Origin of the sequence: Propionivibrio sp. (genome assembly GCF_029255185.1) — a bacterium.
Classification (GTDB): domain Bacteria; phylum Pseudomonadota; class Gammaproteobacteria; order Burkholderiales; family Rhodocyclaceae; genus Propionivibrio.
This window is the reverse complement of sequence record NZ_JAPUVO010000132.1, coordinates 63,908-83,077: the sequence shown is the minus strand read 5'-3', so window position 1 is coordinate 83,077 and position 19,170 is coordinate 63,908. Positions and strand designations below refer to the sequence as shown.

The window sequence follows — 19,170 nt, the reverse complement described above, 5'->3', positions numbered from 1 at the left end:
CGACATATTTGTCGAGAAATGGACCGTGGCGCGCTCTTGATGACGGGCTTCGGTCAGTTCCGGGCGTGCGTTGATGACCACTCTCGGTAAATTTGGCAGTCTTCTCAGGGAACGGCAGCGCTGGGTGCTGATCGCGCTGCTCGTCGTTCTCCACCTGGCCCTGCTGGCCGGGGCGCAGACTGCGGTGAGCCTGATGTGCTGGTTGGTTGACGTCGGCTTGTTCATCCTCTGGCAACCCTTTATTCAGGCCGAGCGGAAACTCGATTTAGGTTCTCTGTCGCTGATTATTCTGGCGCTGGCGGCGGGCGCCTGGCTATTCGGCTGGTGGTTGCTGATTCTCTGGGTGATCGTCCTGGCCGCGCTGCTTGGCGGGCGGGTGCTACTGCTTGGCCATCGGCCCACGCGGATTTTCTATTTGTTGGCGTTTGCCTATCTGCTCTGCGCCCTCCTGGTCTGGCTGGTGCCGCGAGTCGTTCCCGACGCGACGCTGATCGGCCCATCGCTGGATGCACAGTTTGCCTGGACGGCGCCGCTGCTCTTCGTAGCCATGCTGTTGCTGCCAAGCCCGCGCGAGATTCGCCTGCCGAGTGTCGGCATGGTCGATTTTTTCTACAGCCTGTTCATCTTTTTGCTGATTTCCGTGCTCGTTCTCGGCAGCCTGGCGTTCATGTTACTGCGCGAGGCCTTGTATATCGAAGCGGTGTTCAAGACCCTGGTATCGATGGCGGCCATGCTGCTGCTGATTGCCTGGGCGTGGAATCCGCGACCGGGTTTCAGCGGGATCGGTGTTTTCCTTTCGCGCTATCTGCTGACCATTGGCTTGCCGTTTGAAACCTGGTTGCAGCGGCTGATGGAATGTGCGGAGAGCGAGAGCGATCCCGACCGCTTCATATCCACCGCCTGCGAGGGTATGCTCGAACTGCCGTGGGTCGCCGGGGGGGCTTGGGGGCCAGCCCAAGGCAGCCAGGCCGGGTCGGGCCGCTTTGGCCAGGAGTCGCGTTTTTGTCAGGACTTCTCCAATCAACCGCTGCAATTGACCCTCTATACCCGGCACAAACTGAGCCCCTCGCTGGTTTGGCATTTTCATTTGTTGGCCCAATTGACCAACGAGTACTACATCACCAAGCAACGCGCGCGCGAGCTGCAGCAGATGAGCTACCTGCGCGCCGTACATGAGACTGGCGCCCGCCTGACGCACGATGTGAAAAACTTGTTGCAGTCCCTGGACAACCTGTGTTTTCTGGCGCAGTCGCCAGGCGATAGCGATGGCGCACGTCTGAATCAGTTGCTGCAACGGCAACTGCCGCAGATCACCCAGCGTTTGCAGCTAACGATGAAAAAGCTGCAAGCGCCGCAGGACCCACCGGAGGAGGCCAGCGGGTTGGTCCTGGCTGAAACCTGGTGGAACGGTCTGCAACAACGCTATGCCCATGACAACATTCTTTTCAGCCCGGTTGCTTTAGACCCTGCGGCTCGCTTGCCGGCAGCGCTCTTGGACAGCGTGGCCGACAATCTGCTGCACAATGCACTGCTCAAGCGTCAGGATGAGAGCGGTCTAGCGGTGCGCGCTGCGCTTGCCGCCGACGCCACGCTGTTTTGTGTTTGCGATGACGGCAGTGCGCTGCGGGAAGAGATCGTTAGCGGTTTGCTACGGGCGCCGGTAGCGTCGGAGAACGGGCTCGGCATCGGTCTTTACCAGGCTGCCAAACAGGCCGAAGCGTATGGCTACGAACTGCGGCTGGTGAGTTCGGTGGCTGGGCGGGTCTGCTTCGAGTTGAGGCGCCGTCGCTGATCAAGCCGCCCGGCGGCCGATGGCGCGGTAGACGATCATATCGCCCTTGCCCTTGAGATAAATCGTTTGCGGCTCGTAAAAATCGAAGAGGTTTTGTAGTCGCCGGTAGGTTGTTTCGTCCAGCTGGACCATGCCGGGAACACCTTCGCTGGTGATGCGACTGGCAATATTGACGGTGTCGCCCCACAGGTCGTAAATAAATTTTTTCTTGCCGACCACGCCGGCGACCACCGGGCCGGTGCCGATGCCGATGCGTACTTCGAGGCCCATCTGGTTGACGTCAAAATCGCGTTCCAGGAGATCACGCATCTCCAGCGCCATATCGACGAGTGCCGCAGAATAATCGCCAATATCGTCGTTCAGGCCGCCGGCCACCATGTAGGCGTCGCCGATGGTTTTGATCTTCTCCAGTCCGTATTTCTCAGCGAGTTCGTCGAACGACGAGAAAATCTTGTTGAGCATCGAAAAAACCTGTTGTGGACTGAGTCCCTCGGCGATCCGGGTGAAATTTACGATGTCGACAAACATCACTGAAACATCGGCAAAGCCGTCGGCGATGGTCTGGTCACTGTTCTTCAGGCGTTCGGCAATCGGGCCAGGCAGGATATTGAGCAGCAGCCGTTCGGAGCGATCCTGCTCAAGTTGCAATTGCAGATGGGCATCTTCGAGGCGTGATTGGGCCTTCTGCTTTTCGCTGGCCGCGTAGCGCAGCAACAGAAAAACAAGGGTCGACACGGCAGCAAAGTTAAGTGCGAAAAAAAATACCGTGGTCTGCGTCGGTACCTTGTACTGCGTTGTGGGCAGGGTATCGGCCAGATAGTAGTCAAAGCCGCCGGAGAGAATAGTGAGGAAAAGGTAGGCAAAAAACCAGGCCAGAGCTTCACGCGGGCCAATGAACAGCACGGCGCCAATTGGCGCCAGCAGCGCCCACAGGCTGACGCCGCTGGCGGAAATGAAGTTGCCCATGCTCCACTGAGCGGCAAAGGGCGTGAATAGAAACAGTGACAGTTGAATCAGGCGAAAAGCGTCAAAATTTTTCGTTCTCAGGTAAACGACTAGATTACCGACGAGCAGCAACTGGAAGACAAAAGGGATTGTCGAGGAGAACTGCGGACCGAGTTGCCAGTAGATGAACAGCCAGAGCATCGAGGCGAAGCTGATCAGGCCGGTGGCAAAAATCAGCAGGGATTTTTGCAGGCGCAATTCCCCGGAGTCGCTGGGCAGAATGCCGGCACTGCGAAAGCCGTCGAGAAAACCGCGTTGATTGCTCATTGATGGCCTGATGTTGTCATTGAATTGGCAGGAACCGATTTGACCGCAAACAGTGGGGGCGGTCAATGCTACAACAGTTTCGTCGGGTTCCCGAACGAAGCGCCCGTTCGCTCGGTGGCTTCGTTGAGGGCAACGTGGCTCCCGATGCAGCCATTACGGTGTCAGCCCGCAGCACTTAGAACCTCAAGGATCACGGCATTGACTTGGCTGAGGTTGGTTGTGTATTCGATGCCCCGATGGTCGCGGTGGAAGATGAGCGCGAGAATTACGGCGAGCAGCGACTGCAAAGTTTGGGCTGGTTTCGCGAACGTGTTGTCTTCTGGGTGTGGACAGAGCGCAATGAACGCGCCCGAGTAATTTTTTGTCGTTATGGTGACAAACATGAAGCGCGCGCCTACTTCGAAGCCCTTTAGTAAAGCACAGCCACAAAAAACCTACTAAGGTGCCAGTTATCAAGAGAAGTACAAAGACCTGCCCGACCCGCTCTACGACAAGGCGCACCCAAAGAAGGGCCGCAGAACCTACCGGCCGGCCGACTTCACGTACGACCCGGACATCGGCACCTGTCTCTGCCCGGCGGGCAAGACGCTCTACCAAAACGGCTCGAACTGCATCCACAACGGCTATGTTGCGACCAAGTTCTCTGGCGCGTTGCGCGATTGCCTGCCGTGTGATCAGCGCGCCAAATGCCTGCGCACCCCGGAGAAGACGAAGGTCCGGCAGGTCAGCTTCTTTCGCGGCAAGGCCGATTCAAGCGAAGAAAGCCACACCGGGCGGATGCAACAGGCGATTGACAGCGAGGAAGGGCGGCGGCGCTACGGACAACGCTTTGCCACCGTCGAGCCGGTGTTCGGAAACATCCGGCACAACAAACGGCTCAACCGCTTCACGCTCCGCAGTCAGAAAAAAGTCGATGCGCAGTGGAAGCTCTTTTGCCTTGTCCATAACATCGAGAAACTGGCACGTCACGGGTATGCGGCGAATGGATAACGCGAGCGTCGAGAAGACAATCGACCTTGCCGCCCTCTAATGCGGCTACCCAAACAGGAACGACTCAGGTTCCTTCGCCCGGCAAGACAGAAAATAAAAATGGCGCGATCAATCCGCGCCATTTTCTACGACTGGATTTTGATGCGAAACGGGTTTTTCTACAGCCTCAACGTTCGAGTTCAGGGAGCTGCGCAGGACTTATCGCGCAGCTCCCCTGCAACGCCGGGTTCGGCCCCTGAAATGCTGCCACGCTATGCAGCCTGCAACAGAAACTCGACTTTCACAGCTTCATACGGAAAAACAATGTGACCGTCCTCTGTCTTGTTAAGCACTCCAGCGTTGAGCAGCGCAGTGACGTCGCCGTGCACGGCCTTTACATCGCGTTCCGCGCGGCGTGCGGCTTCGCGAATGGACACCGGCCCCGCTCCGCAAAGCACCTTGAGTAGTTCCCATCGTTTTTCGGTTAGCACCCTCCACAGCAACTCGGGAGTGGCAAAGCTGATACGCGCGGTCTTCTGAGCTTTTCCTGTCTTCCATGCGTGGGTAAACTCAGCCATGGAATCGGCAGGGGTACGCACATCAAGAGTTACTGTTTTCATGGTTCCACCTCGCGATATCCTTCTGGAAGTCGGCGATCAACTGATCCGGCGTAGTAAAAGCGTAGGAACTTTCCTTTTTGCCGAAATGCCGGTGATCGCCCTTCCCAACTTCGTTGTCGTAGCGCAGAACGCATTCTCCACGCACTACATAGGCCAGCCTGTACTTGAACGCATGTGCCGACCCTTTGAGTGAAGTCGAAAGGCGCCACAGCACCAATTCCGCAAACGCTGACTCTGAGTAGGCAATGCGAGCGCTAACAAGCTGAACGGCTTTCATGTTGGAGATAGTGCCAACATGTACGACCGCTGTCAATCAGTCCAACGCTTACGTACGACGACAAGGGGCCGAACGTTCAAGGTGAGGGGCGCGAAGCGGCCTTTGGAACGTCCGCTCGATGGAGGGGTTGACCATCTGTCCGAAGCACAACTCACCGACTACTTCAGCGACCTCGTGGCCTTGCACTCCTGGAGTACGGTCAAGCTCGATCTATATGGCAAATTTACCCTGCTTGATGCCCTGTTTTTCTTGGCGAATCGTTTTTTATGACCATGAATTGCCCCCTGCGTACTCGCGGAACCATGTTGTCCAGCGCGCAATCCCTTCGGTCAGTGAGGTTTTCGGCTCGAAACCGACGTCACGCTTCAAATCTTCGACATCGGCATAGGTGGCTGGCATGTCGCCGGCCTGTGCTGGTAGAAAAACCTTCCGGGCTTGCTGCCCTAGAGATTGTTCGATGGTTTCGATGAAGGTCATCAGTTCGACCGGCTGGTGATTGCCGATGTTGTAGATCCGGTAAGGCACGTGGCTGCTGGCCGGGTCAGGATGGTCGCTGTCGAAATCGGGGTTGGGTGCGGCGGTGCGATCCATGGCCCGGACCGTTCCTGCGGCAATGTCGTCAACGTAGGTAAAATCGCGCTGCATCTTGCCATGGTTGAATACATTGATGGTGCGGCCTTCGAGGATGGCGCTGGTAAATAGCCAGGGCGACATGTCCGGACGACCCCAGGGACCGTAGACTGTGAAGTAGCGCAGGCCAGTCGTGGGCAGTCCGAACAGGTGGCTGTAACTGTGCGCCATCAGTTCGTTGGATTTTTTGGTGGCGGCGTACAGGCTAACCGGGTGATTGACTTCATCATGCGCCGAAAAGGGCATGCGGGTATTGGCGCCGTAGACGCTCGAACTGCTGGCGTAGACGAGGTGCTCTACGCTGTTGTGGCGGCAGCCTTCGAGGACGTTGGCAAAACCAACCAGATTGCTCTGGATGTAGGCTTGCGGGTTGGCGAGCGAATAACGCACGCCGGCCTGAGCGGCCAGGTGGATGACTCGGTTGAACTGTTCGCCGACGAACAGCCCGCCCAAGGCGGCGGAATCGGCCACATCCATGCGCACGAAGCGAAAGTTGGCGTAGGGCTTGAGGCATTCGAGACGTGCCAGCTTGAGTTTTGGATCATAGTAGTCATTGAGGTTGTCGATGCCAACGACCTCGTCGCCACGTTCCAGAAGCAGGCGGGTAACGTGCAGGCCGATGAAGCCGGCGGCGCCGGTGACTAAAACTTTCATGTCCGTCGACCAATGGGGAAGTATTCGAAACCGTGTGCGCGCATGGCTTCGGGCTCATACAGGTTGCGGCCATCAAAAATTATCGGGGCCTTGAGCAGCGACTTCATGGTCTCGAAATTGGGGCTGCGGAATGCCTTCCATTCGGTGACGATAAGCAGGGCATCGGCATTCTGCAGAGCGTCCATCGGGCTGTCCGCCAGCATCAGGTCAGTGCGCTGGCCATAGATTGCGCGCGTTTCGTCCATCGCCGCCGGGTCGTAGGCGCAGACGCTGGCGCCCATGCGCCAGAGCGCCTCGATCATGGTCCGGCTGGGCGCTTCACGCATGTCGTCGGTGTTGGGCTTGAAGGCCAGACCCCAGAAGGCAAAGTGGCGATTCTTCAAGTCGCTGCCGAAGCGGGCCCTGATCTTGTTGATCAGCACGCTCTTTTGCGTCTCGTTGGCCAGTTCGACGGCGTTAAGTACGTGCAGCGGGACGTTATTTTCCTGGGCCGTCCGGCGCAAGGCCTGCACGTCCTTGGGAAAGCAGGAGCCGCCGTAACCGCAGCCGGCGTACAGGAAGTGATAGCCGATCCGCGGGTCGGCACCGATGCCATGGCGTACCTGTTCGATGTCGGCGCCGAGCTTTTCGGCCAGGATGGCCAGCTCGTTCATGAAGGAAATTCGCGTAGCGAGCATGGCATTGGCGGCGTATTTGGTCAGTTCGGCGGAGCGTACGTCCATGACCAGCAGGCGGTCGCGGTTGCGCTGAAATGGCGTGTAGAGACTGCGCAGCAACTGGGTGGCTTTGTCGCTATCGGTGCCGATGACGATGCGATCGGGTTTCATGAAATCGTCGACGGCGGCGCCTTCCTTGAGAAATTCCGGATTGGAGGCGACACCGAATTCAATGTTCAGACCGCGCGCCTGGAGTTCTTCGTGCATTGCCGCCTTGACGCGATCCGCAGTGCCGACCGGAACCGTTGATTTGTCGACGACCAGCTTGAAGGCCTTCATGTGGCGGCCGATGTTGCGCGCAGCGGCAACGACGTATTGCAGGTCAGCCGAGCCGTCTTCGTCAGGCGGCGTGCCGACGGCGATGAACTGAATTTCGCCGAAGTGCACCGAGGCTTCAATATCGGTGCTGAAGATCAGCCGTCCGGAAGCCATATTGCGCTTGACCATCTCTTCCAGCCCCGGCTCATAAATAGGAATGCCGCCAGCTTTGAGAACGTCGATCTTGCGCGCATCGACGTCCACGCACAGCACATCGTTGCCGACTTCGGCCAGACAGGCGCCGGTGACCAGGCCGACATAGCCGGTGCCAATAACGGTAATTTTCATTTCATTGCTCCAAAACTTTCGACGATGAGAATTTTTTCTAAAGCAGGCTATGGTAAAGGCCAATGAGTTTAGTGGCCATCGCGTCCAGGTCGAGATCGAGGACCGCTGCCCGCGCTGCGCCGCGCATGGCATTAGCTATCCCGGGTGCGGCCAGTTGGTCCATATGGTGAGCGAGTTGCGCCACGTCGAGCGCATCACAGACAAAACCATTCTCGCCGCTGGTAACGCGCGCAGCGATACCGCAAGTCGTCGAAGTGACAATCGGCAGACCGCTGGCCATCGCTTCCAGCGCTGCGTTGGGCATCGGGTCATAACGGGTCGGCAGGACGAAGGCGTCGGCCATTGCGTAAAAAGGCCGCACATCCTGTTGCGCGCCGACAAACAGCACGCGCTTTTCGAGGCCGAGCCTGCGGGCCTGACGTTCGAAACGCGCACTGTTTCGGTCCTTGCCAACAATCACCAATTGTGCCTGCTCAGACCTCATGCCGGTCAGCGCAGCAAGCAATTGAGCCACTCCCTTGCGCTCAAAGCCGCCACCGACGTAAAGAAATACGGGGGTATCGGCATCGATCCCGAGCGTCTGCCGCTGGTATTCTCGCCATTGCACCGCCAGGCGCGGATGAAAATCGTCCAGGTCGACACCGTTTTCGATGACGACCAGCTTTTCTTCGGGGACACGGTAATAGCGCTGCATTTCCTCGCGGATCAGGGTCGAGTTGCAGATCACTGTCTTGAGCGCAGGGCTGGCCAGCATCGCCGCTTCTTGTTGCAGGATATAGCGGTGAAAGGGGCTGTGCTTTGCGACCATGCGCGCTACGGCAGATTGGCCGCGCGCACGATGTTCCAGCCAGGCGGCATGCACCCCGTCGCCGGCGCGAAAAATCATGCACCCGGGAATCCGTTCGTGCGCCTGAATGATGTCGTAGCCACCCTGTGCCATTTCGTGCTGGGCACAGGCGGCAAAGCTCCGGTCACGTGCAATCCGGCCGCCGAAGATTCTGGAATAACGCGGGTTGCATATTTTCTGCTGAAAGCCTTCTTGCACAGCGCCTTCCCAACTGCGGGTAATCAGCGTGACCTGCGCCCCTTCACGCACCAGAGCGCCGAGCGCACGTTCGACAAAGCGCTCTGCACCGCCACAGGGGTTGTAGCGTTGACGAACGACAGCGACCTTTATTCCGGCGTTCAGCTCGCCGGGAGTGGCGCCACGCGCTGTACTGATCATTGCGCCAGAAGTTCCTGCACGGCGCGGTGAACGTGCTCAACCGGCAAGGTGGTCAGGCAGTCACTGACCTTGCTGCCACCGCAGCCATCAATGCCGCAAGGCCGGCAAGGGTGGCTATGGCTGGCGACAACCCGGTGGGCCACCGCCCACGGCCCCCACTCCTTGTCACCCGAAGGGCCGAACAGCGCCACCGTGGGCGTCCCCATCGCCGCAGCAATGTGCATTGGCGCGGAGTCGACGCCGACAAAGAGGCGGGCGCGGGCAGTCAGCGCAGCCAGTTCCTTCAGTGACAGTTGTCCGGCGAAGCTGGGGGCGGCCTGCTTGAGTTGAGACTGAATGGCGTCAATCATGCTCATTTCCGCAGCGTCCGGCGCGGCGCTGAGAATAACCCGGTGGCCTGCATCATGAAGCTGGTTGATCAGTGTCGCCATTGCCGCCGCCGGCCAGCATTTGAAGTGCCAACGCGAGGCTGGATGGATATGAATGAAGGGGCGAGTATCCAGGTCCAGAGCCTGCAACAGCGAGTTCACGCGAGCGTCGGCTTCGGCGCCGGCAACGAGACAGAGGCGGCGCTCAGCCTGGGCCGGGTAGACGCCGATACGCCGGAGCGCATCAAGATTCAATTCCACACTGTGTCGCCTGGCTTCGCGCGGGCTCGAAAAAAAATGCGTAAAGGCCCTATTCCACCATGCCCCGCGTCCACCAACCCGGCGCGCCACCGCCCAGCGCGCGCCGCATAGCCGGGAAATCCAGGCCCCACGCGGATGATCGGTGAGGTGAATGATCAGGTCGTAGCGACGGCTGCGCAGAACCTGAAATAGCGCCCATTCGGCTGCGATATGGGCCAACAGCCCGAGCTTTTTCCAGCGTCGATCAATGACATGGACGGCGCTTATGGCCGGGTGCTGGGTCAACATTTCCGCCGTATCGGCATAAACCAACGCGTCAATCTCAAGCTGCGGTGCATGCGTCTTGAGTACCGAAAAAACTGGCGAACTGAGCAACACGTCGCCATGATGGCGAAGTTTGATGACCAGCGCGCGATGGAGGGTGTTAAGCGGAATGGAATCCTTGAGCATCCGGCTATTTTACCCGTTCAGGTCTGGCATCGTGGCGAGGGCTTGCCGGGGTTGCGCAGCAAGGCGCTGTTCCAGCCGCGCGTAGGCTTGTCGCACAGCGTCAAGTGAAATGTCGCCAACATCGCGGCTCTCCGGTTGCAGCAGTTCGTGCGCCACCCCCCATGGCCGCCAGCGTTGAGCGCTGGAATTGCCGAAGAAGCAGACAATCGGCTTGCCAAGTCCTGCCGCGAGGTGCATGGCGCCACCGTCAGAGCAGATTACCCGGTCGCAGCGAGATAGCCCAGCGATCAGGTCTTCAAGTCGATGCGTCGGGCAGGCCAGCAGTGGCAGGTCATGGCAGAGTGCGATCAGCCTTTCGGCCTTGACGTCATCACCGGGATGTTGCGCGTGATTCTCGGCGCCGGGCGACCAGAACAACAGGAAACGAGCGCCATGACTGGCATGCAGGCTATGTGCTAGCTCGGCGAAACGCTCAATCGGCCAACGTTGCGCTGGTTTGCGCGCCGAAATATGCAAGGCAATCAGTGGGCCCGCACCGGGTGGCAAAAGCACTCGTTCGGCACGCCGCACATTGGGGAAGACGCGCACCGGGCCAGGAAAATCATCAATGCCCAGCGGCAGTAGCAGGCGCATGACCTCCTCGGTCTCGTGGCGCGTTCCGTCTGGTGTTGCCGGAGTGGTGCCAGCCTTCGTGGCTTCGTCATAAGCGATCACGCGCCTTGCGCGTACCCAGTGCGCAAAGCGCAGCGCACCTGGCTGGTGTCCGGGAGTGGCGACGATAGCCAGGTCGAACTTCTGGCGACGCAGTTTGAGCATCAACCTCAAAGTCCCCAGCCAGACGCGTAGTTTTGATTCTCCTGCTTCCCTATGCTTTGCCTTGTGATAGACGCAGACCTCGTCTAGCTCGGGGTTGCCGTCGAGAACCGGCGCGTTGTAGCCATTCACCAGCGCGTTGATGTGTGCATCAGGGAAATGACGGCGTAATGCCGAGAGCAGCGGTGTCGTGCACACCAGGTCGCCGATGTTGTCGCGTCGTATGACGAGGATGCTGTACGGTTTCGATCTGACCATCTGGAGTGCGGAGCGAAAAGCTGGAAGTATAGACGCTAAGCATCATAAAATAGGCGTCCGAAGCGAAGTCATGGCCCATGAACAGTACTCCACGCATTTTGCTTATCCGCCGTGACAATATCGGCGATCTGTTGTGTACGACCCCGTTGCTTCATGCCATTCGCCAGCGCTACCCGCAGGCCTACCTTGCCGTTCTCGCAAGTAGCTATAACGTTGCTGTGCTCAATGGCAATCCGGATATTGACGACGTTTTTGTCTATCTCAAACGGCAGCAGAGATCCCACGAGCATGGCCTGCTGTCGATGCTCTGGAAGCGCTGGGCGCTCATCCGCATGCTGCGCACGCGCCGTTTCGATCACGTATTGCTGGCCAACGGCGGCTGGCGTTACGCGCGTCAGCTCGGTGGTAAGTCCATTATCGGTTTTCGTGAGCGAGACAATCCCGATCATCGTCAGCCCGACATTGTCGTGCCGCTGGCCAATCGTGGGCGGGACGATCACGAGGTGGCTAAGATGGCGTTGCTCGGGAGTGCCATAGGCGTCGAGCAGGCCGTGGGCCCGTTGCACATATTTCCAGATGCGGCGCTTGTGACAACGGCTGGCGTGCGATTGCGTGAACTCGGTTGGCATCCGGAACAGTCAACACTGGCCGTGCATATTAGTTCGCGCCAGCCGGGGCAGCGCTGGCCCGAAGCGTTTTTTGTCGAGTTTATCCGGCGTTTGAATGAACATGACAAACGGCAGATATTGCTCTTCTGGGCGCCGGGCCTGGAAGACGATCCAATGCATCCGGGTGACGACGGCAAGGCCGCGCGAATTCTTGCCCAGTTGGCGAATCTGCCGGTTTTCCCTTGCCCAACACGCTCAATCGAGGTTCTTACGGCGACCCTTTCGCTTGCCGGGCAAATGGTTTGCAGCGACGGGGGGGCGATGCACATTGCCGCCGCGCTCGGCAAACCGATCGTGTGTTTTTTCGGGCATTCGAACTGTGTCGAGTGGCATCCCTGGCATGTGCCCTACGTTCTGCTGCAAGCCGACTCGAAACGGGTTCAGGATATCTCGGTCGAAGACGCTTTGGCCGCAGTGCGTGAGGCGTCGGCAATGAGCAGCGCGCCAATAAGGAAGAAGAAAATCTGTAGCATGTGATCACGATTGACGCTTTCAATCAACATGCGCCCAGTGTGCCCGCTGACCAACAGAATCAACAATAGCCCCAACGGGCTGCGAAACCTTGTGAATGAGCGCCAGCCTGTCACCAGCATCGCGGCGGCAAAGATTAACCACAGGGCAACGGCAGGAATTCCGGCGCCTGACAGAAGGTCGATAAACCCACTGTGCGAGTGTCCGATTTTCGCCGGATAGCCTTGGCGGAGAAGTACTCTAACAAAGGCATTTCTTCCATAACCGACGCCGTAGGGTATGTCCTTGGCAAGACGAATCCCGGCCGATAACCAGGCAATGCGCAGATATGCAGACTCTTCAACAGGTTCGCCATTGCTAAGCAACGGTAGCGGATGGTTGTCGGGATCAAACCAGGCTTCGTTCCCGTCAATATCCATGGCAATCTCGGCGGTCTCCGAAAAAGTTTTCCAGCGGGAGTCAGCCTGGTAGCTGGCGAGGGCAAAAAGCCCAATGCCAACGGCAAGCGCAGTCGCGATTAAGATCGTTTTACTATTCCCCAGTTTTCGCCGACCGTCGATAAGAAACAGGCAGGTCATTGTTAAGGCCAGAAAGAGCGTGCCCAGGATTCCATTTCGTGAACCAGCGAGGAAGTTGGCCGTCAGTCCCAAGGCCGCACAGGTCAGGCTAGCTGAAACAGGGATGCGCAATAGTGCGCGATGCTCGGTTGCACGAAAGAATAGGTCGACAGTGAGGAGCGCCAGCAGGATGTTCATGATGTAGCTCATTTCGAGCCGCCCTCCTGTCAGCGGCACCACCCCATACAACAGTCTGCCGTGCATAAACCAATGCCAGACTGATTGGCTAATGGCGATTGCCGCCTGGACGGAAAGCACCAGCGCGATGCCTGTCCATAGGGAATATCCGCTGGCCTGGGGCTTGTCCAGCTTGCTCATCAAGACGCCAAGTCCGAAGGCGGCCAGGGCAGTTAGCCACTGCCCGCGTAATTCGCCCAGGGCCCAGGCCGTTTCGGCCGAAACAAAAACCGCCTGGAAGAACAGCCAGGCGGTGAGCAGGGCAAGTGCCAACAGCGGGAACAAGGGCCAGCGGCGTTGCGTTGCCCAGTCTTTATGTGTTGTGCAGCATGCCGCCAGCGTGAGTGCGGCAACCAGCAAAAGCGTTCGCAGTGCAATCGTGCCGGGAATCGACCAGATAAAGACCAGCCCCAGGGTTGCCGCATACGCCAGCGTTAAACGATTGAACTTATTCATTCTGCCCCAAGTGACGAGGTGTGTTTCCACAGACGGACAGCCTCGGCAACCACTTCAATAATGTTAAGGTTCTTGATGCAGGCTCGGGTGCCTATGGCGCAGCCGTAGGGGGCGAGGAAGGTGTGCGAGCACGGAGCACACTCTAGCCGAGTGTGCATGACGATAGCCTGCTTGCCAGTCGGGCGCTGGTCTTGCGGGTCGGCCGGGCCCATCACATCAACGACCGGAATATTCCTGGCATCCGCCAGATAGGTGATCCCCGAGTCTACTCCCACATAGAGGCTGAGTCGGTTGATCAGTGCAGCGAGATCTTCAAGTGCGACGCAACCGGTCGTATCGATTACCCGTGAACTGTCAGTGGCAGTGCAAAGTTCGGCGGCCAGTACCCTGTCTTCTGCCGATCCGATCAGAATCAAACCTGACAGGGGCTTGATGTCCAGCAGTAGCTTGATCAGGTCGACCAGCTTGTCTTTGCCCAATTCCTTGAGCTTGTTGCCACTGCTTACGCCAAGGCCAATCCAGTATTTTCCGCGCAGCCCCGGAAAGGCGAGTTCCACACGTTCGTCAGCGCCCGGTGCTGGAACGATTTCCTTGTCGGGTAGAGAGGCTGTTATTCCCATCCGCTGCAACAGCATCATCCCGGTTTCGACCATCATGCGGCCTTGTCGGTGTGTTTCAGCGGCGGTCAAAAAGGCCGTCGCCAGTCGATAGCTACGGCCGCCAAAATTTGGCAGGATGCTTGCCCGCCTGCGCACGCCAGCAAGAAATGGAATCAGCAAAAAAGTCTGATTTGGGCTGATGCAAACAGTCGTATCGAAACCTTCGCGACGCATCAGTCGATAAAGTTCCAGGCGCCCGAAAAATCCACGAATACGGCCCTCCGTCAGCGTAAAAACTTGGTCCACATCAGGCTGGTGTCTGGCCAGCGGCTCGGCAGCCGGATTGACCAGCAGACTCAGGCGGGCCTGCGGGTATGCCGTATGCAAGGCCCGAATGAGAGGGGTCGTGCAGATATAGTCGCCGATCTTCGCGGTCTGGATGAGCAGGATATTCTGCGGCAAGGTCGCGCCACGGCCCAGTGCCAAACGCAAGAGCGCCAGCGGAGCAAGCAGCCAGGCCAGAAGCAGGTACATTATGCGCCCGGCCCATGCTGGAGTGCTGCGCCGCATCGTTGTTTCACAGACGCAAGGGTTCCCATGACGGACATTCAGAATTTGCAATGTACCAGGGCATCGCCTGCTCGATGCTGCTTTGAACACGATGCAAAGGGGCGTAGCCCAACAGTTTCTTAGCCTTGGTAATATCCGCCTGGGAATGACGAACGTCACCGGCGCGAAAATCCCGATAGACCGGCTCTTTTGAATAGTTGATACCCGCCTTTCCAAGCGTATCTCTCAGTGCATTAAAAAGCGCGTTCAACGTTGTGCGATCACCGAGTGCGACGTTATAAATCTGGTTGATTGCCGCCGGATTTTCTGTCGTTGCGGCCAGCAGGTTGGCCTGAACCGTGTTGGCGATGAAACAGAAATCCCGGCTTGTTTCGCCATCCCCGTTAATGAAAATGGTCTCACCCTTGATCATGCTCGATGCCCACTTCGGGATCACTGCTGCGTAGGCGCCATCAGGGTCCTGGCGCGGGCCGAAGACGTTGAAATAGCGCAGGCCGATGCATTTTAGTCCGTAGGTCTGGCCGAAGACGTCCGCGTAAAGCTCGTTGACATATTTGCTTACGGCATAGGGCGACAATGGTTTGCCAATGATGTTTTCAACCTTGGGTAAGCCGGGATGGTCGCCGTAGGTGGAACTGGAGGCGGCATAGACAAAACGTTCAACGTTTGCGTCGCGTGCGGCAACCAGCATGTTCAGAAAACCACTGATGTTGGCGCTATTGGTCGTGATGGGGTCTTCCACGCTGCGCGGGACACTGCCCAGGGCCGCTTGATGGAGTATGTAATCAACACCCTGGCAAGCCCTGTTGCAATCCTCAAGATTGCGGATATCGCCTTCAATAAAACGGAAATTAGCCCAGTGTTCAGGTTTGACCAGGCTTTGCACTTCATCCAGATTTCGTTGATGACCGGTGGCAAAGTTATCCAGGCCAACAACGCGCTGCTTGAGATTGAGCAGGGTTTCGAGCAGGTTGCTGCCGATGAAACCGGCGACGCCGGTAAGCAGCCAGCTTTGTGGCGCCGCTTCCAGGCGATGTTTGCATTGTGCATACGCAGTCATTGGGCTGCTCATAGCCGTAAATCTGACGCATGGGCAGGAAAAAGATACTTCAGGTCATAAAGTACATGCCCAGGTCTGCCAAATTTACGGATTGCTTCTACTCCCATCTCGCCGAACTGTCGGTGTGCAACAGCGAGAATGATGCCGTCGTAAGCTTCGGGTTCTGGTTGATTGACCGGGGTAATGCCATATTCGTGCTGCGCTTCCTGGGTGGAGGCCCAAGGGTCAAATACGTCCACCTGGCAGTTGTAATCCTCAAGTTCGGCGACGATATCGACGACCCGGGTATTGCGCAGATCCGGACAGTTTTCCTTGAAGGCAAGACCCATGACGAGAATGCGCGCACCGTCAACATGCAATCGGCGTTTCGTCATGGCCTTGACGAGCTGAGCGACAACATAAGCCCCCATGCTGTCATTCAAACGCCGCCCGGCGAGGATGATTTCAGGGTGGTAACCGATGCTCTGCGCTTTGTGGGTGAGGTAATACGGGTCAACGCCGATGCAGTGCCCGCCAACCAGTCCGGGTCGAAATGGCAGGAAATTCCATTTGCTTCCGGCCGCCTGCAACACGGCTTCGGTATCAATCCCCATTTTGTTGAAAATGAGCGCCAGCTCATTGATCAGTGCGATGTTCAGGTCACGCTGGGTGTTCTCGATCACCTTGGCTGCTTCGGCAACCTTGATGCTGCTGGCTTTGTGGGTGCCTGCGCTGATAATCTCGTTATAGAGGGCGTCAACCAGATCGGCGATCTCAGGCGTGGATCCGGAGGTCACTTTCTTGATGGTAGTGACACGATGTTCCTTGTCGCCGGGATTGATTCGCTCCGGGCTGTAGCCACAGAAGAAATCCTGATTGAATTTCAGGCCCGAAAAATTTTCCAGTACCGGCACGCAGTCGTCTTCGGTGCAGCCTGGATAGACCGTCGATTCGTAAATGACGATATCGCCGCGTTTGAGTACTTTGCCGACTGTTTCGCTGGCTTTGAGCAATGGGGTGAGGTCAGGATTCTTGTGCTCGTCGATTGGCGTGGGAACGGTAACGATGAAGCAGGTGCAGCCACGCAGATCGTCCACTGCGGTGGTGAAACTGAGGAAACGCGCAGCCTTGAGCGCGTCAGAGTCCGTCTCCAGCGTATGATCGCGCCCGCTGCGAAGTTCAGCGATACGGGTTTCGCTGATATCAAAGCCGACAACCGGGCGCTTCTTGCCGAATTCGACGGCCAGCGGCAAACCGACATAACCTAAGCCAACGACTGCTATCTTCAGATCATTCAATGTCATGCCTACCTCCCTGTAGTTGTTCTTCAACGCCACGCACATAGCGTTCTATGGCGTGGTTCTGCAGCACGTCCTGATGCCCGGCAGCGCCCATTTTACGGCGCAGATCGGCATCTTCCAGCAACTGTTGCAGACGATTGGCCAGAGCCTCCTCGTCGCCGTAAGGATAGAGGAAGCCGCTGCTGCCATGCTTGACGAGTTCTCTGGAGCCGACGACATCGCTGGCAATCACTGGTTTTGCCAGGAGCATTGCTTCGAGTATGACGCGAGGAAACCCTTCATTATCGGAAGCAAGAACGATAATGTCCATTGCCGCCTCCCAGGCCAGTGCGTTCGGGCGAAAGCCGGCAAAGCTCACGCAAGAGGTGAGGCCGAGTCCGGCGACCAGATGTTCAAGTCGAGCACGTTCCGGGCCGTCGCCCAGCAGCACGATATGGAAAGGCCGTCCGCCGCGTGCTTTGACCAGGGCCGCGGCGCGTATGAGGTGGTCATTAGATTTCCTCGGCAAGAGCGAGCCGACCGATCCGATCACGACCGCATCCGCAGCAACTTCGGTTAAGGCCACCGCTTCGGGAAGCACCTGCTTAACGTCGATTGCGTTGTGGACGACGGCGCAAAGATTCGGCCTTACGCCTTGCGCGATCAACGAGTCGCGCACCCCTGCGGAAACGCAGATGAGACGCTGCGCCACCCTATTCACCACCGCCACTTCCGAGCGGCCAAGCCTTGCATTGCTGCGGCAATGCTGAACGACTGGAACGCCGGCTATCTCGCCAGCGAGATAGCCTTCAAGATTCGAAGATGGCTGGTTATTCATATACAGGAGATCGAATTTGCCGCCCAACAGACGCTCAGCGATGGCACGTGCGCACGGGTTGATGCGCCAGCATCGTTCGATGACGTGAATCATGTTCTGTTTGAACGATGGCCAGGGACTTAACGGTCCGCGCACCAGCTCCTTGGCGAATTTCGCCCAAAGCGGCTGACGTTGCGCAGGCATCAGTTCAAATGGAATACCAATTGCCGCCAGTTCGCTGCGCAGATCGGAAAGCTCACCCTTGCGGTAGTTGTGGTAGAAAACAGCGCTAATGTCAAAACGCTCACGGTCAATTCGTTTGAGCAACTCGAACATGCTATTGGTGCCGCCGCCCCATTCTCTGCCGGTATCGAGCAGCAGGACGCGTTTTTTCATACGGCTGCTCCTGGCGCCGAGTTTTCACTGATTGCACCCGGTGCGCCAGACAGGCGACTGAGGATTGCCTGCTCAACTTCATCGATGCCGATGCTGGCCATGCAAAGGGGTTCCGCATAGGGGCAGCGCTTCGAAAGACAGGGATCGCAGGTTCGCCACTTCTGAATAACCACGTGTTTGCCAAGCTCGGAAGCCGGTCCCGAGCGGCGCCAGTCGGACACGGCGAAGAGGGCAATCACCGAGGTGCCAACGGCAAGCGCCATGTGCATTGGCCCGGTATCGCCGGTGAGCAGAATCTGGAGTCGTTGCATCAAAGCCGGCATTTCCTCAAGCGACGGCTCGCCGGCGGCAATCCATACGCGAGGGTGATCGATACCGGAGGCGATTATTTCGGCCAGCGGCCGTTCATCGGCGGAGCCGGTCAGGACAATCCAGGTATCTGGCAGGCGCTTCAGAAGACGTTTGCCGAGTTCGATAAAGCGGCCGCTCGACCAGCGTCGGCTGACTGTTGAGGCTCCCGCCTGGAAGCCGATCAACTGGGCCTCTGGCGGGATGTCGCGGGCGGCGATTCGTGCGTTTAGCCGGGCCATGGCGGCGGCACTTGGCGTCAGTGTCATCGCCCGGTCGGTTTGTGCACCACCAGCCAGTGCGGCAACCGCAAGGCGCTGATCGATGCCGTGCGCAAACGCCTCCCAGCGCAGTACAGGCTCTGCATTGCTCAGTAGGAAGCGGAAGTCATTGTCGTTAGGCAGCTTGAAGCAATAGTCAGCGCCAGACAGATAGGCCAACGGCGTGGCTTGCGGTTCGTTGCCATGCAGAATCAAAGCTACATCGAAGCGCTGCCGGTTGAGCGCCCATGCCAAGCGAAAGAAGCGCCGGTAGCCTCCGGCATAAGGAATGATTTCGTCGATATCCGGATTGTTGGCGAACAGTGTGACATAGCGCTTGTTCAGTAGCAGGCTGATATGCGCATTCGGGTAAGCCAGGCGCAGACTGCGCAAGGCCGGGGTCGACATCAGGGTGTCGCCAATGGCGGTGCATGAAATAGCCAGGATACGTTCGATTGCGGCGGTGCCCAGTTTGCTGGGGTCGGGCGTGCGCCGGTCGTGGGCTTTGATGAAGCGCAAGGCAGCGCGCAGCAGGTGTTCACGAAAATGCGTTCCCACAGC

General features: G+C 58.0%; 19 protein-coding genes. 5 read left to right on the top strand and 14 right to left on the bottom strand.

Going from position 1 to position 19,170, the window contains the following annotated elements; genetic code table 11:
* The first annotated feature begins 73 nt into the window (after positions 1 to 73).
* Positions 74 to 1,792, top strand: coding sequence for a hypothetical protein (locus Q1J43_RS14655; RefSeq protein ID WP_301103246.1), 1,719 nt, complete (start codon positions 74 to 76; stop codon positions 1,790 to 1,792).
* On the opposite strand, the gene Q1J43_RS14650 is transcribed toward Q1J43_RS14655, so the two are convergent.
* Positions 1,793 to 3,064: an adenylate/guanylate cyclase domain-containing protein gene (locus Q1J43_RS14650; protein WP_301103245.1), complete on the bottom strand. Its 1,272-nt coding sequence runs from the start codon at positions 3,062 to 3,064 to the stop codon at positions 1,793 to 1,795.
* Between the two features lie 236 nt (positions 3,065 to 3,300).
* Here Q1J43_RS14650 and Q1J43_RS15955 point away from each other — a divergent pair, with 236 nt between their 5' ends.
* Both Q1J43_RS15955 and Q1J43_RS14640 read left to right on the top strand, forming a co-directional pair.
* The gene (locus tag Q1J43_RS15955) at positions 3,301 to 3,477 is read left to right on the top strand and encodes a BrnT family toxin (protein WP_366141931.1); all 177 of its coding nucleotides are present in this window, start codon (positions 3,301 to 3,303) and stop codon (positions 3,475 to 3,477) included.
* Between the two features lie 58 nt (positions 3,478 to 3,535).
* Positions 3,536 to 4,054: a transposase gene (locus Q1J43_RS14640; RefSeq protein ID WP_366141930.1), complete on the top strand. Its 519-nt coding sequence runs from the start codon at positions 3,536 to 3,538 to the stop codon at positions 4,052 to 4,054.
* A gap of 251 nt (positions 4,055 to 4,305) precedes the next feature.
* Here Q1J43_RS14640 and Q1J43_RS14635 read toward each other — a convergent pair whose 3' ends face one another.
* Positions 4,306 to 4,653, bottom strand: coding sequence for a DNA-binding protein (locus Q1J43_RS14635; protein WP_301103243.1), 348 nt, complete (start codon positions 4,651 to 4,653; stop codon positions 4,306 to 4,308).
* Positions 4,634 to 4,930: a DUF6516 family protein gene (locus tag Q1J43_RS14630; protein ID WP_301103242.1), complete on the bottom strand. Its 297-nt coding sequence runs from the start codon at positions 4,928 to 4,930 to the stop codon at positions 4,634 to 4,636. The genes Q1J43_RS14635 and Q1J43_RS14630 overlap by 20 nt, the downstream gene beginning before the upstream one ends.
* Positions 4,931 to 5,032: 102 nt before the next feature.
* Between Q1J43_RS14630 and Q1J43_RS14625 the strand changes: the two genes are divergently transcribed.
* Positions 5,033 to 5,200, top strand: a complete 168-nt coding sequence (locus Q1J43_RS14625) for a hypothetical protein (protein WP_301103241.1) — start codon at positions 5,033 to 5,035, stop codon at positions 5,198 to 5,200.
* Here Q1J43_RS14625 and Q1J43_RS14620 read toward each other — a convergent pair.
* The 5 genes from Q1J43_RS14620 to Q1J43_RS14600 are packed head-to-tail and all read right to left on the bottom strand — an operon-like array spanning position 5,195 to position 10,911.
* Positions 5,195 to 6,214: an NAD-dependent epimerase gene (locus tag Q1J43_RS14620; protein WP_301103240.1), complete on the bottom strand. Its 1,020-nt coding sequence runs from the start codon at positions 6,212 to 6,214 to the stop codon at positions 5,195 to 5,197. The two genes, Q1J43_RS14625 and Q1J43_RS14620, sit on opposite strands and share 6 nt — an antisense overlap.
* Entirely contained in the window at positions 6,211 to 7,536 is a 1,326-nt protein-coding gene (locus Q1J43_RS14615; RefSeq protein WP_301103239.1) for a UDP-glucose/GDP-mannose dehydrogenase family protein, read from the bottom strand. Before Q1J43_RS14615 ends, Q1J43_RS14620 begins: the two co-directional genes overlap by 4 nt.
* A gap of 37 nt (positions 7,537 to 7,573) precedes the next feature.
* Complete coding sequence (locus tag Q1J43_RS14610; protein ID WP_301103238.1) at positions 7,574 to 8,761, bottom strand: glycosyltransferase family 4 protein; 1,188 nt, start codon at positions 8,759 to 8,761, stop codon at positions 7,574 to 7,576.
* Positions 8,758 to 9,840 carry a putative lipopolysaccharide heptosyltransferase III gene (gene rfaQ, locus Q1J43_RS14605; RefSeq protein ID WP_301103237.1) on the bottom strand — a complete coding sequence of 361 codons (1,083 nt, stop codon included), beginning with the start codon at positions 9,838 to 9,840 and terminating at the stop codon, positions 8,758 to 8,760. Before rfaQ ends, Q1J43_RS14610 begins: the two co-directional genes overlap by 4 nt.
* A gap of 9 nt (positions 9,841 to 9,849) precedes the next feature.
* Entirely contained in the window at positions 9,850 to 10,911 is a 1,062-nt protein-coding gene (locus Q1J43_RS14600) for a glycosyltransferase family 9 protein (protein WP_301103236.1), read from the bottom strand.
* Positions 10,912 to 10,988: 77 nt separating this feature from the next.
* Between Q1J43_RS14600 and Q1J43_RS14595 the strand changes: the two genes are divergently transcribed.
* Complete coding sequence (locus Q1J43_RS14595; RefSeq protein ID WP_301103235.1) at positions 10,989 to 12,056, top strand: glycosyltransferase family 9 protein; 1,068 nt, start codon at positions 10,989 to 10,991, stop codon at positions 12,054 to 12,056.
* Here Q1J43_RS14595 and Q1J43_RS14590 read toward each other — a convergent pair.
* The 6 genes from Q1J43_RS14590 to Q1J43_RS14565 are packed head-to-tail and all read right to left on the bottom strand — an operon-like array spanning position 11,960 to position 19,167.
* Entirely contained in the window at positions 11,960 to 13,300 is a 1,341-nt protein-coding gene (locus Q1J43_RS14590) for an O-antigen ligase family protein (RefSeq protein ID WP_301103234.1), read from the bottom strand. The two genes, Q1J43_RS14595 and Q1J43_RS14590, sit on opposite strands and share 97 nt — an antisense overlap.
* Entirely contained in the window at positions 13,297 to 14,469 is a 1,173-nt protein-coding gene (locus Q1J43_RS14585; RefSeq protein ID WP_301103233.1) for a glycosyltransferase family 9 protein, read from the bottom strand. The genes Q1J43_RS14590 and Q1J43_RS14585 overlap by 4 nt, the downstream gene beginning before the upstream one ends.
* Before the next feature lie 7 nt (positions 14,470 to 14,476).
* Complete coding sequence (locus tag Q1J43_RS14580; protein ID WP_301103232.1) at positions 14,477 to 15,529, bottom strand: NAD-dependent epimerase/dehydratase family protein; 1,053 nt, start codon at positions 15,527 to 15,529, stop codon at positions 14,477 to 14,479.
* Between the two features lie 8 nt (positions 15,530 to 15,537).
* Positions 15,538 to 16,812 (bottom strand): Vi polysaccharide biosynthesis UDP-N-acetylglucosamine C-6 dehydrogenase TviB, encoded by a 1,275-nt coding sequence (gene tviB / locus Q1J43_RS14575; protein WP_301103231.1) that lies wholly within the window; start codon positions 16,810 to 16,812, stop codon positions 15,538 to 15,540.
* Positions 16,799 to 18,001: a glycosyltransferase gene (locus Q1J43_RS14570; RefSeq protein ID WP_301103230.1), complete on the bottom strand. Its 1,203-nt coding sequence runs from the start codon at positions 17,999 to 18,001 to the stop codon at positions 16,799 to 16,801. Before Q1J43_RS14570 ends, tviB begins: the two co-directional genes overlap by 14 nt.
* Entirely contained in the window at positions 17,998 to 19,167 is a 1,170-nt protein-coding gene (locus tag Q1J43_RS14565) for a glycosyltransferase family 9 protein (RefSeq protein ID WP_301103229.1), read from the bottom strand. Before Q1J43_RS14565 ends, Q1J43_RS14570 begins: the two co-directional genes overlap by 4 nt.
* Positions 19,168 to 19,170: the final 3 nt, after the last annotated feature.

Bases quoted from the DNA above. Each gene is read 5' to 3' on its own strand.
- Q1J43_RS14635 (WP_301103243.1), bottom strand. From the start codon at position 4,653: ATGAAAACAGTAACTCTTGATGTGCGTACCCCTGCCGATTCCATGGCT.
- Q1J43_RS14570 (WP_301103230.1), bottom strand. From the start codon at position 18,001: ATGAAAAAACGCGTCCTGCTGCTCGATACCGGCAGAGAATGGGGCGGC.
- Q1J43_RS14580 (WP_301103232.1), bottom strand. From the start codon at position 15,529: ATGACTGCGTATGCACAATGCAAACATCGCCTGGAAGCGGCGCCACAA.
- Q1J43_RS14650 (WP_301103245.1), bottom strand. From the start codon at position 3,064: ATGAGCAATCAACGCGGTTTTCTCGACGGCTTTCGCAGTGCCGGCATT.
- Q1J43_RS14610 (WP_301103238.1), bottom strand. From the start codon at position 8,761: ATGATCAGTACAGCGCGTGGCGCCACTCCCGGCGAGCTGAACGCCGGA.
- Q1J43_RS14585 (WP_301103233.1), bottom strand. From the start codon at position 14,469: ATGCGGCGCAGCACTCCAGCATGGGCCGGGCGCATAATGTACCTGCTT.
- Q1J43_RS15955 (WP_366141931.1), top strand. From the start codon at position 3,301: ATGGTCGCGGTGGAAGATGAGCGCGAGAATTACGGCGAGCAGCGACTG.
- Q1J43_RS14600 (WP_301103236.1), bottom strand. From the start codon at position 10,911: ATGGTCAGATCGAAACCGTACAGCATCCTCGTCATACGACGCGACAAC.
- Q1J43_RS14615 (WP_301103239.1), bottom strand. From the start codon at position 7,536: ATGAAAATTACCGTTATTGGCACCGGCTATGTCGGCCTGGTCACCGGC.
- rfaQ (WP_301103237.1), bottom strand. From the start codon at position 9,840: ATGCTCAAGGATTCCATTCCGCTTAACACCCTCCATCGCGCGCTGGTC.
- Q1J43_RS14620 (WP_301103240.1), bottom strand. From the start codon at position 6,214: ATGAAAGTTTTAGTCACCGGCGCCGCCGGCTTCATCGGCCTGCACGTT.
- Q1J43_RS14630 (WP_301103242.1), bottom strand. From the start codon at position 4,930: ATGAAAGCCGTTCAGCTTGTTAGCGCTCGCATTGCCTACTCAGAGTCA.
- tviB (WP_301103231.1), bottom strand. From the start codon at position 16,812: ATGACATTGAATGATCTGAAGATAGCAGTCGTTGGCTTAGGTTATGTC.
- Q1J43_RS14655 (WP_301103246.1), top strand. From the start codon at position 74: ATGACCACTCTCGGTAAATTTGGCAGTCTTCTCAGGGAACGGCAGCGC.
- Q1J43_RS14595 (WP_301103235.1), top strand. From the start codon at position 10,989: ATGAACAGTACTCCACGCATTTTGCTTATCCGCCGTGACAATATCGGC.
- Q1J43_RS14590 (WP_301103234.1), bottom strand. From the start codon at position 13,300: ATGAATAAGTTCAATCGTTTAACGCTGGCGTATGCGGCAACCCTGGGG.